General features: G+C 66.0%; 12 protein-coding genes and 2 tRNA genes. 10 read left to right on the top strand and 4 right to left on the bottom strand.

Annotation, left to right across the window (positions count from 1 at the left end):
- Positions 1–70 precede the first annotated feature (70 nt).
- Complete coding sequence (ispD, locus tag AC3WQM_RS11540; RefSeq protein WP_492678801.1) at positions 71–784, top strand: 2-C-methyl-D-erythritol 4-phosphate cytidylyltransferase; 714 nt, start codon at positions 71–73, stop codon at positions 782–784.
- Positions 781–1,272, top strand: a complete 492-nt coding sequence (gene ispF, locus AC3WQM_RS11545) for a 2-C-methyl-D-erythritol 2,4-cyclodiphosphate synthase (RefSeq protein WP_492678803.1) — start codon at positions 781–783, stop codon at positions 1,270–1,272. Before ispD ends, ispF begins: the two co-directional genes overlap by 4 nt.
- A gap of 15 nt (positions 1,273–1,287) precedes the next feature.
- On the opposite strand, the gene AC3WQM_RS11550 is transcribed toward ispF, so the two are convergent.
- Both AC3WQM_RS11550 and ompR read right to left on the bottom strand, forming a co-directional pair.
- Positions 1,288–2,709 (bottom strand): sensor histidine kinase, encoded by a 1,422-nt coding sequence (locus AC3WQM_RS11550; protein WP_062480711.1) that lies wholly within the window; start codon positions 2,707–2,709, stop codon positions 1,288–1,290.
- A 77-nt stretch (positions 2,710–2,786) separates the two neighbouring features.
- Positions 2,787–3,518, bottom strand: coding sequence for an osmolarity response regulator transcription factor OmpR (gene ompR / locus AC3WQM_RS11555; protein ID WP_007837017.1), 732 nt, complete (start codon positions 3,516–3,518; stop codon positions 2,787–2,789).
- A 53-nt stretch (positions 3,519–3,571) separates the two neighbouring features.
- Between ompR and AC3WQM_RS11560 the strand changes: the two genes are divergently transcribed.
- Together AC3WQM_RS11560 and AC3WQM_RS11565 are read left to right on the top strand one after the other, a co-directional pair.
- Positions 3,572–4,051 carry a hypothetical protein gene (locus tag AC3WQM_RS11560; RefSeq protein ID WP_492678805.1) on the top strand — a complete coding sequence of 160 codons (480 nt, stop codon included), beginning with the start codon at positions 3,572–3,574 and terminating at the stop codon, positions 4,049–4,051.
- A 54-nt stretch (positions 4,052–4,105) separates the two neighbouring features.
- A complete protein-coding gene (locus tag AC3WQM_RS11565; protein WP_489056919.1) occupies positions 4,106–4,813 on the top strand; it encodes an SIMPL domain-containing protein in 708 nt (235 codons plus the stop codon).
- 58 nt (positions 4,814–4,871) lie between these two features.
- Here AC3WQM_RS11565 and AC3WQM_RS11570 read toward each other — a convergent pair whose 3' ends face one another.
- Positions 4,872–5,642 (bottom strand): 3-hydroxybutyrate dehydrogenase, encoded by a 771-nt coding sequence (locus AC3WQM_RS11570; RefSeq protein WP_101493095.1) that lies wholly within the window; start codon positions 5,640–5,642, stop codon positions 4,872–4,874.
- A 68-nt stretch (positions 5,643–5,710) separates the two neighbouring features.
- Between AC3WQM_RS11570 and AC3WQM_RS11575 the strand changes: the two genes are divergently transcribed.
- The 6 genes from AC3WQM_RS11575 to rimO all read left to right on the top strand — a co-directional run bounded on the left by AC3WQM_RS11575 (position 5,711) and on the right by rimO (position 11,738).
- Positions 5,711–6,664: an alpha/beta fold hydrolase gene (locus AC3WQM_RS11575; RefSeq protein WP_492678807.1), complete on the top strand. Its 954-nt coding sequence runs from the start codon at positions 5,711–5,713 to the stop codon at positions 6,662–6,664.
- A 58-nt stretch (positions 6,665–6,722) separates the two neighbouring features.
- Complete coding sequence (locus AC3WQM_RS11580; RefSeq protein WP_492678881.1) at positions 6,723–8,912, top strand: RelA/SpoT family protein; 2,190 nt, start codon at positions 6,723–6,725, stop codon at positions 8,910–8,912.
- A 38-nt stretch (positions 8,913–8,950) separates the two neighbouring features.
- A tRNA-Val gene (locus tag AC3WQM_RS11585) sits at positions 8,951–9,027 on the top strand.
- Positions 9,028–9,295: 268 nt separating this feature from the next.
- On the top strand, positions 9,296–9,619 hold the full coding sequence (locus AC3WQM_RS11590; protein WP_307693744.1) for a hypothetical protein: 324 nt from the start codon (positions 9,296–9,298) through the stop codon (positions 9,617–9,619).
- A gap of 69 nt (positions 9,620–9,688) precedes the next feature.
- Positions 9,689–10,249, top strand: coding sequence for a polyhydroxyalkanoate synthesis repressor PhaR (gene phaR / locus AC3WQM_RS11595; protein WP_062480702.1), 561 nt, complete (start codon positions 9,689–9,691; stop codon positions 10,247–10,249).
- 82 nt (positions 10,250–10,331) lie between these two features.
- Positions 10,332–11,738 carry a 30S ribosomal protein S12 methylthiotransferase RimO gene (rimO, locus tag AC3WQM_RS11600; protein WP_492678809.1) on the top strand — a complete coding sequence of 469 codons (1,407 nt, stop codon included), beginning with the start codon at positions 10,332–10,334 and terminating at the stop codon, positions 11,736–11,738.
- An 84-nt stretch (positions 11,739–11,822) separates the two neighbouring features.
- Here rimO and AC3WQM_RS11605 read toward each other — a convergent pair.
- Positions 11,823–11,907: transfer RNA gene (locus tag AC3WQM_RS11605), tRNA-Leu, on the bottom strand.
- Between the last annotated feature and the right edge of the window lie 346 nt (positions 11,908–12,253).

The raw sequence follows: 12,253 nt of genomic DNA on the forward strand, positions 1-12,253 counted from the left end.
GTGCGAATGTCAATTCTAGAATGGCGGCCCCTTATTCGCTTGTCGGCCATTGGCCCGTGCCGCATCTTCCATGTCATCTTCCCGTTTCTACGTGCTGATCCCCTGTGCCGGCTCCGGTCACCGCGCCGGCGGCACGCAGCCCAAGCAGTACCGGCGCCTGGCGGGCCAGTCGATGGTGGCCCACACGGTGGACGCGTTCCGTGCGCTGACCGGGCGTTTCGCGGGCGTGGCCGTGGTGGTGTCGCCCGACGACCGCGAGGTGCAGACGGCGCTGCCGCGCTTTCCGGCGACCGGCGAATACCTGCTGCGCGTGGGCGGCCTGACGCGCGCCGCCTCGGTGCGCAACGGCCTGGTGGCACTGCGCCAGAAGGGCGCCGGGCCGCACGACTGGGTGCTGGTGCACGACGCGGCGCGTTGCCTGGTCACGTCCAGCCAGATCGAGGCGCTCATTGCCGCCTGCGAGCACGACGCCGTCGGCGGCCTGCTGGCGCAGCGGCTGGCCGACACGCTGAAGGTCTCGTCGACCGACAGCCGCGCGACCCAGACCCTGCCGCGCGCCGACAAGTGGCTGGCCCAGACGCCGCAGATGTTCCGCATCGGCATGCTGCTCGACGCGCTGGAGCGCGTGGGCGACGTGGTGACCGACGAGGCCAGCGCCATCGAGACCCTCGGCCTGGCGCCGCTGCTGGTGCCCGGCAGCGCGCAGAACTTCAAGGTCACCTTCCCCGAAGATTTCGCACTGGCCGAGGCGGTGCTGCTCGGCCGCAAGAAGGCCATGGCATGACGACGACACCGTTCAACATCCGCATCGGCGAAGGCTGGGACGTCCACCAGCTGGTGGCGGGGCGCAAGCTCATCCTGGGTGGCATCGAGGTGCCGCACACCACCGGCCTGCTCGGGCATTCGGACGCTGACGTGCTGCTGCACGCCATCACCGACGCGCTGCTCGGCGGGGCCGGGTTGGGCGACATCGGTCGGCATTTTCCCGACACCGACGCCCAGTTCCGCGGCGCCGATTCGGCCGTGCTGCTGGCCGAGGCGGCGCGCCGCGTGCGGGCCAGCGGCTGGGAGATCGGCAACGTCGACAGCACCGTGATCGCGCAGGCGCCCAAGCTGGCGCCGCACATCCCGGCCATGTGCCAGCGCATCGCCGACACGCTGGGCATTGCGCGCGATCAGGTCAATGTGAAAGCCAAGACGGCCGAGAAGCTCGGCCCGGTGGGCGAGGGGCGGGCGATGGAAGCCCGCGCCGCGGTGCTGCTGCACCGCTGAGCCCGGGGTTCTTCTTCAGGCGACCTGTTTCTTGCCCGGCACCTCGCCGGGCTTGCTGCTGCCCGCCGGCATCGCGCGCGGCATCCGGATGTGGGCCGCAAGGCCCCGGCCCGGCGTGCTGGTGAGCGCGAAGGTGCCGCCCATGCGCTCGATGTTCTTCGCCACGATCGACAGCCCCAGGCCGGCGCCGGCCGCCGAGGTGCGCGCTGCGTCGCCGCGGAAGAAGGGCTTGGTCAGCTGCACGAGCAGGGCGGGCTCGACGCCCGCGCCGTGGTCGCGCACCTTGATCAGCACCGCGTCGTTGTTGGCCTGCGCCTGGATCGTGACGTCGGCCACGCCCGTCGACGGCGTCTTGCCGTAGCGCCGCGCGTTCTCGACCAGGTTGGAGATCACGCGCGTGAGCTCCACCTCGTCGCCCATCACCTTCAGGTCGGCGGGCACGTCGACGTGGATGTTCATCTCTTCGTAGTCCTGCACGGCGTAGGTGCAGGCGTCGATCACGTCGCGCAGCAGCACGGGGCGCTGGTCGACATGGTCGGGCCGGGCGTAGTCGAGGAACTTGTCGATGATGGCGTCGAGCTGCGCGATGTCGGCGGCCATGTGGTCGCGCGCGTCTTCGTCGGCCACGCTCATCTCGGTTTCCAGCCGCAGCCGCGCCAGTGGCGTGCGCAGGTCGTGCGAGATGCCGGCCAGCATGATGGCTCGGTCCTGCTCGATCTTGGCGAGCTGGTCGGCCATGCGGTTGAAGCCGATGTTCACCGCGCGGATCTCGTTGGTGCGCGCGCGCTCGTCGAGCCGGTGCGCCTCGTACTCGCCCTCGCGCACCTGCAAGGTGGCGCGCGACAGCTGCTTGAGCGGCAGGTTGATGAGCCGCGTGATCAGCGCCGCGCCGGCCAGCGACAGCGCCATCGCCGTGCTGAGCCAGACCAGCCAGGTGCGCCCGCCCACGCGGCTGAAGCGCGTGGGATCGAGCAGCAGCCAGTAGGTGTCGCTCTCGATGGTGAAGCCGATCCACAGGCCCGGTTCGTCGTTGACACGGCTGGCCACGGTGGTGCCTTCGCCGAGTTGGGCGATCAGCTCTTCGGTGACACGCTCGTCGAGCGCGCCGCTGGTGTAGGGCTGGAAGCGGTCGTTGGGTTCGCGCGGCAGGATGCGCACGCCTTCCTGGTCGGCCAGCGTCTTGATGAGCGAGACCCGCGTGATCGCATCCGAGTACACGAGCGCCGCGCGCGTGAGGTTCACGAGCGAGGCGATCTGGTGCCCGGTCTGGATGGCACGCGGCTCGTATTCGAGCGAGCGGAAGGTCTGCAGCCAGGCGACCGTGCAGCCGATCAGCAGCAGTGCGAGCAGGAAGAAGGTGCGCCAGAAAAGACTGAAGCCCAGCTTGAGGCCGGGGCGGCGGTCACGTTGCGCGCTCGCTTCGAGCGGGCTCGGCATCGTGACCTGCGCACCGTCCTCCTGGGCCGGGTCAGGTCGGGCGGAATGGAGGCCGATGGCCACCTCTCAGCGGGTCGTCAGGCCGTGCCGTCCGGCACGAACACGTAGCCCACGCCCCAGACGGTCTGGATGTAGCGCGGCGCCGCGGCGTCGGACTCGACCAGCTTGCGCAGGCGCGAGATCTGCACGTCCAGGCTGCGGTCGAAGGGTTCGAATTCGCGGCCGCGGGCCAGCTGGGCCAGCTTTTCGCGCGACAGCGGCTGGCGCGGGTGACGCACCAGCGCCTTCAGCATCGCGAACTCGCCGGTGGTCAGCGAGAGTTCTTCGCCGTCCTTCTTCAGGGTGCGCGAGCCGAGGTCGAAGGCGAACGGACCGAAGGTGACGGTCTCGTTCTCGGTGGAGGGGGCGCCCGGCGCCTCGAGCGGCGGACGGCGGCGCAGCACGGCGTGCACGCGGGCCAGCAGTTCGCGCGGGTTGAAGGGCTTGCCCAGGTAGTCGTCGGCGCCGACTTCGAGACCGACGATGCGGTCCACGTCTTCACCCTTGGCGGTGAGCATGATGATCGGCGTGCGGTCGTTGGCGGCGCGCAGGCGGCGGCACACGGAGAGGCCGTCTTCGCCGGGCATCATCAGGTCGAGCACGATCAGGTCGACCGTGTCGCGCAACAGGATGCGGTTGAGCGCCTTGCCGTCCTCGGCCACGATCACTTCGAATCCTTCCTGGGTCAGGTAGCGGCGCAGGAGGTCGCGGATGCGGGCGTCGTCGTCGACGATCACGATCTTGTCGGTGCGAGCGGGAACTTGAGTCATTTCTACAACGTTGAATTTGTAACAGCGCCGATTCTGAAGGCGTTAGGACCCCATTGCTGCCGAATTCCGTAGTGGTTGACACTAAGTTACATAACTTGCGGCCGCTCGCCGTCTGGTCATCCGGGCTTTGCCCGGCGGTGGCACAGTCCGTGCTGCCTTATGACGATTGCGCGATGAGACCTTCTTTTTCTGCCTTGCCTCTGCTTTTTTTCGCTTGCGCTTGTGGCGCGACGTCCGCCGTTTCCGAAGGGTTTTTACGGGTCAGTGAAGGACGCCGCAGCGAAGTGCGCGATGCCGTGGCCGCGCACCGGGCGGCCCAGCGGGAAGAGCAGCGCCGCGGCGAAGCGATCGCCGGGCGCCGCCTCACGGCGGGCGAATTGTTCGAGTTGCGGCAGCAGGTCCGGGGGCAGTGGGTGCCCATGGGAACGGGTGTTCTTCTGAATTCGGCAGAATCACAGCCTGCCGAGCGCATCGTGCCGGCACCGCAGCCCGTCGCCAGTCCGCAAACCGCGCCGCGCAGCTTGCGCCACTGAAGAAGAAGGCGCAGGCGAGGGCTTTTCCTCGCATCCACCAGGGAGAAATCTGTCTTGAAGACTGTTCAATTGATCGCGGCCTGCGCCGCGCTGACCTTTGCCGGTGCCGCCTTGGCCCAGAATGCCGTCATGCCTGCTCCACAAAACGTGCTCCAGCTGTCGGTCTCCGGCACCGTCGAAGTTCAGCAAGACCTGCTGAGCATGACCCTCGTCACCACGCGCGACGCCGCCGAAGCGGGCACCGTGCAAACCCAGCTCAAGACCGCGCTCGACGCCGCGCTGGCCGAAGCCAAGAAGAATGCGCAGCCGGGCCAGCTCGACGTGCGCACGGGCAACTTCAGCCTCTCGCCGCGCTACACCAAGGACGGCAAGATCAACGGCTGGCAGGGTTCGACCGAACTCGTGCTCGAAGGCCGCGACTTCGCGCGCATCACCCAGACGGCCGGGCGCATCAGCACGCTCAGCGTGGGCAACGTCGGCTTCGGCCTGAGCCGCGAACAGCGCGCCAAGACCGAGACCGAGGCACAGAACATCGCCATCGACAACTTCAAGCAGAAGGCCACCGAGCTGGCCAAGGGCTTCGGCTTCGGCGGCTACACACTGCGTGAGGTGTCGGTGAACGCGAATGACAGCGGCCCGATCCGCCCGCGCGTGATGGCCATGCAGGCCAAGTCGTTCTCGGCCGCCGATTCGGCCGTGCCGGTGGAAGCGGGCAAGACCAGCGTGGTCGTGAACGTTTCCGGGTCGGTGCAGCTCAAGTAAGAAGCGCACGGCGCCGGCGGGCCGATGCCGCCGGCGTCTTCCGTATCTCTCTATTTATTTACTGAGCCGTCCAGCCACCATCCATGGCCCAGGCGACGCCCCGCACCTGATCGGCTGCGGGAGAGCTCAGGAAGACGGCCAGCCCGCCCAGTTGCTCGACCGTCGTGAACTGCAGCGAGGGCTGCTTTTCCCCCAGCAATTCGTTCTGCGCCTGGAGGGCCGAAATGCCTTCGCGTGCCGCGCGGTCGTCGATCTGCTTTTGCACCAGCGCCGTGAGCACCCAGCCCGGGCAGATCGCGTTGCAGGTGACGCCGGTGGTGGCGGTTTCGAGCGCCACCGACTTGGTCAGGCCGACGATGCCGTGCTTGGCCGCGACATACGCCGACTTCTGCGCCGAGGCCACGAGCCCGTGCGCCGACGCGACGTTGATGATGCGGCCCCAGTTGGCCTCGCGCATCGCGGGGATCGCTAGGCGCGTCGTGTGGAAGGCGCTCGTGAGGTTGATGGCGATGATCGCGTCCCAACGTTCGGTCGGGAAGTCCTCGACCTTGGCGACGTGCTGGATGCCGGCGTTGTTGACGAGGATGTCGACGCGGCCGAACTTCGACGCGGCGAACTTCATCATGTCCTCGATCTGGTCGGGCTTGCTCATGTCGGCCCCGTGGTACTCGGCGCGCACGCCGAGCGCCTCGATCTGGGCCTTGGGGGTTTCGGCGTCGCCGAAGCCGTTGAGCACGATGTGTGCGCCCTGTTGGGCCAGCGCCTTGGCGATGGCGAAGCCAATGCCACTGGTGGACCCCGTGACAAGCGCGGTTTTGCCTTTGAGCATGAAGATCAATCTCCGGATGAATTAGGATGCAACGAGACCATTATCCGCACCCGAACCCCTCCGTTTCCATGACAGAACCGACCCTTCACGACGTGGCCTGCAACGACGCCCAGGGCGGTCACCGCATGGCCTATTGGCAATGGGGCAACGCGCACAGCGCGCATGTCGTGGTCTGCGTGCACGGGCTGACCCGGCAGGGGCGCGACTTCGACGTGCTCGCGCAGGCCATCGTGGCGCGCGCGGGCGGCGATGTGCGCGTGGTCTGTCCCGACGCGGTCGGGCGCGGGCGCAGCGACTGGCTGCGCGACCCCGCTTTTTATCAAGTGCCGGTGTATGCGGCCGACATGGTGACGCTGATCGCGCAGCTGCACGGCGAACATCCCATCGACACGCTCGACTACGTCGGCACCAGCATGGGCGGGCTGATCGGCTTCGTGCTGGCCGGCCACAAGGAATTGCCGTTGCCACGGCCCATTCGCCGTTTCGTCGCGAACGACGTCGGCCCCACGGTCGAGCTCGCTGCCATCCAGCGCATCGGCGCGTATGTGGGGAAGAGCGGCCAGTTTTCGAGCGTGCAGGCCGCGGCCGACGCGATGTGGGCCCTGTCGACCACCTTCGGGCCGCACACGCCCGAGCAGTGGCGCGCGCTGTCGCAGCACATGGTGGTGCCGGCTTCTGAACGCAGCGTCGACGGTGCCGCCAAGACCGCCAGTGCCGGCCCGGTGGGCGAGGGCGCCTGGGTGCTGCACTACGACCCGGCCATCGGCGTGCCGTTGCGCGCCATCACGCCCGAGATCGCGGCGCAGGGCGGGGCGGTGATGTGGAGCCTGTACGACGCCATCGAGGCGCGCACGTTGCTCACGCGCGGCGCGGTGTCCGACCTGCTGTCGCCCGAGACGGCGGCCGCGATGACACAGCGCGGGCCGCGCGCCACGCTCGTCGAGTTCGAGGGCGTGGGGCACGCGCCGACTTTCGTCGATCCCGCACAGGTCGCCGTCGTCACGAATTTCCTGTTCGATTGAGGGCATCGTGAAGCGAGAGTCTGCGAACCTTCAGACGGCACCCCTGTCCGACGGCGTCATGGTCGACTACCCGCTGTCGGCCGCCACGGCCGACCGCTCGCCGGTCATGGAGAACATGCTGGCGCGCGCCCGCGCGTTCGCCGAGCCGCTGATCGCCGACGAAAAACTCGACACCGGCGAGAACACGCTGGCGCACGCCGACGCCGTGGCCGCCATCGTCGCGAAGATGGGCGGCTCCGAGGCAATGCAGGCCGCGAGCTACCTCGTGTATTCGTGCCAGCACCTGAACCGCCCGCAGGAAGTGATCGCCAAGGTTTTTGGCGACAACTTCGCGGCGCTCGCGGTCGAGACCACCAAGCTCGTGCGCGTGCAGGAGCAGGCGCGCACGGCCTCGCAAGGGCACCATGCCGAAGGCGCCGGTGCGCAGACCGAGAACGTGCGCAAGATGCTGCTCGCGTTCTCGCGCGACCTGCGCGTCGTGATGCTGCGACTGGCCTCGCGCCTGCAGACGCTGCGTCACGCGGCGGCCAGCAAGCGGCCCGCGCCCGAGAGCGTGGCGCGCGAGTCGCTGCAGGTGTTTGCGCCGCTCGCGAACCGGCTGGGTATCTGGCAGGTGAAGTGGGAGATCGAAGACCTCTCGTTCCGCTTTCTCGAGCCCGAGACCTACAAGCTGATCGCACGGCTGCTCGACGAGAAGCGCATCGAACGCGAAGGCCACGTCGAGCAGTTGCGCTCGCAGCTGGAGCACGAACTGCAGGCCGAAGGCGTCAAGGCCACAGTGCAGGGGCGTCCGAAGAACATCTACAGCATCGTCAAGAAGATGCGTGGCAAGTCGCTCGACTTCGAGCAGGTCTTCGACATCCTCGCGCTGCGCGTGGTGGTGCAGGACGTGAAGGACTGCTATGCCGCGCTGGCCTGGGTGCATTCGCACTTCCAGCCCATCGACGAAGAGTTCGACGACTACATCGCACGGCCCAAACCCAACGGCTACCAGTCGCTGCACACGGTGGTGCGCGAGATCGTCGATGGCAAGGTGGGCAAGCCGATCGAGATCCAGATCCGCACCGAAGAAATGCACGACCACGCCGAACATGGGGTGGCCGCGCACTGGGCCTACAAGGAGGCGGGCCACAAGGGCTACGCGGGCGTCTGGGCGAGCGGAGAGTACGACGCCAAGATCGCCGTCCTGCGCCAGCTGCTGGCCTGGGAGCGCGACCTGTCGGGCGGGCTGCAGGGGCAGGGGCTGTTCGACGACCGCATCTATGTGCTCACGCCCGATGCCGCCATCGTCGAGCTGCCGCAGGGCGCGACGCCGGTCGACTTCGCCTACACGGTGCACACGACACTGGGCCATCGCTGCCGCGGCGCGCGTGTCGATGGCGCGATGGTGCCGCTGAACACGCCGCTGTCGAACGGGCAGACCGTCGAGATCATGGCGGCCAAGGAAGGCGGCCCGTCGCGCGACTGGCTGAATGCGGAGCTGGGTTATCTGGCGAGCCACCGCGCCCGCGCCAAGGTGCGTGCCTGGTTCAACGCGCAGATCACGCACGAGACCGTGGCGCGCGGACGCGAGGCCGTCGAGAAGCTGCTGCAGCGCGAAGGCAAGACGGCCATGCGGCTTGAGGACCTGGCTTCGCAGCTCGGCTTCAAGTCGGCGGACCATCTGTTCGAGGTGGTCGGCAAGGACGAGTTTTCGCTGCGCAACATCGAGACACTGCTGCGCCCTCCCGAGCCGGCACTGAACCCTGATGACGGCGTGCAGATCAAGAAGGCCCGCGGCAGCGAGAAGTCGGGCAAGGGCGGTGTGCTCGTGGTGGGCGTGTCGTCGCTTATGACGCAGCTCGCCAAGTGCTGCAAGCCGGCGCCGCCGGATGCGATCCGCGGCTTCGTCACGCGCGGCCATGGCGTCAGCGTGCATCGCGCGGACTGCAGCAACTTCCGCACGATGGCTGCGAAGGATGGCGAGCGCGTGATCGATGTCGAATGGGGCCTGCCGAAGAAGGGCGCCGATGCGCCGGTCTATGCAGTCGACGTGGCCGTGGAAGCGGCCGATCGTCAGGGCCTGCTGCGCGATATCTCCGATGTGTTTGCGCGCGAGAAGATGAACGTGATCGGCGTGCAGACGCAGTCGATCAAGGGCACGGCCTGGATGACCTTCACCGTGGAAATCGCCGATGCCGCGCGTCTGACGCAAGTGCTCGGCGTGGTGACAGCAGTGACTGGCGTGCGATCTGCACGTCGGCGCTGAAAAGGGCCATTTCTCCTGCTATACTCGATGCTTCTCTTAGGCGCGTAGCTCAGTTGGTTAGAGCACCACCTTGACATGGTGGGGGTCGTTGGTTCGAATCCAATCGCGCCTACCAAATTCAAACACGGGTTGCAGCGATTTCGCTGCAACCCGTTCGTCGTTTGGGCGATGTGTTTGTCTCTGGATCAGCCTGGTCGCCACGAGTGATCGGCGCAAGCAAAAGACCTCTTTCGCGGGCGGCCCTTCGCGCGGTACAGGCAACGTCCCTGAGCCATGTGGTTGTGCTACCTTGAGCGGTCTGCCAACCTTCTCGAATTTCCTTGATAAGCGATCTGATGAATACGCGATCAACGTCTGTTGATCGGGCGCACGCCGACCACCGCGTGGCCGCATTGCTCAAGCAAGCCCCTCTCGAATTTGCGCGCGCGGTTTACGGCATCAATGACCTTGCTGCCGGCCGCGCCGACACCATGGCCGCGCGCGAAGTGGCGCGTGCACAACGACAGGGCATGCCTGTGACCGAGGAGCGCGCCGAGCAGCGCGCGCGTGCCTATCTTCCGACGGCGGGGCAGGAGCATTGCCCCCGATGCTGGGTCGTCTACGGGCAGAAGATCCCGCTGCGATTCAGGTTGTCGACCCCGGAGCGTCCCGAAACTGCAGCGTGTCATGCGTGCGGTGCCGAGTACGCGACCGCGTCGGATGCCTGAAGAAGAATCACGGTCAGGGTAAACCTTGTCGCGATGCAGCAAAACCGCTCCCTAGAATCATCCGATGACATGGGCGTCCATGTGAAGGAGTCTGTAGTGCAGAGCAAGAAGTCCGGGGTGAAGCCGGTCCAGCGTGTGATCAAGAAGTACCCCAACCGACGGCTCTACGACACGGAGACATCCACGTACATCACGCTGACCGAGGTCAAGCAACTGGTCATCAAGAACGCGCAGTTCGTGGTGCGCGACGCCAAGACCGGCGACGACCTCACGCGGAGCATCCTGCTGCAGATCATCCTGGAAGAAGAAGCGGGCGGCGCGCCGATGTTCACCGAGCAGGTGCTGGCCAACATCATCCGTTTCTACGGCCAGGCCATGCAGGGCTACATGGGCCCGTACCTCGAGAAGAACATCCAGGCCATGACCGAGATGCAGGCTCAGCTCGCCGAAAAGGCCGAAGGCCTGACGCCCGAGATGTGGTCGCGCTTCATGACCATGCAGTCGCCGATGATCCAGGGGCTGATGGGCAATTACGTCGAACAATCGAAGAACGTTTTTCTGCAGATGCAGGAGCAGATGCAGAAAAACACCGAGCAGGTTCTGGGGGCCTTTGGCATCAAGCGCCCCTGAGCGCCGCGCGGCGGCCCGCCCGAATGGGGTGACTGCCCGATGAATGCCCTGCTGTCACCGATAGCTGGGACAATAGAGGCCTATGAGCGAAGTTGCCTCCCCTGAACGTACCGTCACGCCGACCACCCCCAAGGTCGGCTTCGTCAGCCTTGGTTGCCCCAAGGCCTTGACCGATTCCGAATTGATCCTGACCCGGCTGAGCGCCGAGGGATATCAAACCTCCAAGACTTTCGAGGGCGCCGACCTCGTCATCGTCAACACCTGCGGCTTCATCGACGATGCCGTGAAGGAAAGCCTGGACACCATCGGCGAAGCCCTCGCCGAGAACGGCCGCGTGATCGTCACTGGTTGCCTGGGTGCCAAGACTGGCGACCAGGGCGGCAACCTCGTGCGCCAGATGCACCCGAGTGTGCTGGCCGTCACCGGTCCGCATGCCACGCAGGAGGTGATGGACGCGGTGCACGCCAACCTGCCGAAGCCGCACGATCCGTTCATCGACCTCGTGCCGAACACCTTCGGCGTGGCCGGCCTCAAGCTGACGCCACGGCACTACGCTTATCTGAAGATCAGCGAAGGCTGCAACCACCGCTGCACCTTCTGCATCATTCCCTCGATGCGCGGCGACCTCGTTTCGCGCCCGGTGGGTGATGTGCTCAGCGAAGCCAAGGCCTTGTTCGAAGGCGGCGTGAAGGAGCTGCTGGTGATCAGTCAGGACACCTCGGCCTACGGCGTCGATGTGAAGTACCGCACTGGCTTCTGGGATGGCAAGCCGGTCAAGACCCGCATGCTCGAGCTCGTGCGCACGCTCGGTGAAATTGCCGAGCCGTATGGCGCCTGGGTCCGCCTGCACTACGTGTACCCGTACCCGAGCGTCGACGAAATCATTCCGTTGATGGCGAGCGGCCAGGTGCTGCCGTACCTCGACGTGCCGCTGCAGCACAGCCACCCTGACGTGCTCAAGCGCATGAAGCGGCCGGCCAGCGGCGAGAAGAATCTGGAGCGGATCGCGCGGTGGCGCGAGACCTGCCCCGAACTCGTGATCCGCAGCACATTCATCGCCGGTTTCCCGGGCGAGACGGAGCAGGAGTTCGAGCACCTGCTCGATTTCATTCGCGAAGCTGAGATCGACCGTGCAGGCTGCTTTGCCTACAGCCCGGTCCAGGGTGCAACAGCCAACGACATTCCGGGCATGCTGCCGGAGGCCGAGCGCGAAGCGCGTCGTGCCCGTTTCATGGAAGTGGCCGAGGCTGTGTCGATCGCCAAGCTGCAAAAGCGCATCGGCTCGACGATGCAGGTGCTGGTCGATTCGGCGCCGGCACTGGGCCGCAAGGGTGGGGTGGGGCGTACGTACGCCGATGCACCGGAGATCGACGGCACCGTTCGCCTCCTGCCGCCCGAGAAGATCAGCAAGACGATGAAGGTCGGCGAGTTCACGCGTGCCCGCATCGTCGGCGCCGAAGGCCACGACCTGATCGCGTTGCCCGTTTGATGCGCCTGATTCAAACGGCCAAGAAAAAAGCCACCGGAGGCCGGTGGCTTTTGTCAGAAGACCTGGTAGGGGTCTGTTCAATCTTGGTGCCCAGAAGAGGACTCGAACCTCCACGATGTTACTCGCTAGTACCTGAAACTAGTGCGTCTACCAATTCCGCCATCTGGGCTGATTTTGCTTCTCAGCAAAGACTACGATTATATACACAAATTTGGCGCGCTCTTTTGAGCGTGTCGAAATTTCAGCTTCTGCGCGACATCGCTCGTGCGGTGGGTGCGCTGCCGACGGCGGGTGGGTGTGATCGTGCGCGCATGGCCGGCGTCGAGGGGTGCGATCTGACGATCGCGTCGCCCGTTTGATGCAGTTTCGAGCGGCCATGAAAAAAGCCACCGGAGACCGGTGGCTTCAATCGGATGACCTGGTAAAGGTCTGTTTAAACTTGGTGCCCAGAAGAGGACTCGAACCTCCACGATGTTACTCGCTAGTACCTGAAACTAGTGCGTCTACCAATTCCG

The organism is Variovorax sp. FW301-JW7 (assembly GCF_058788795.1).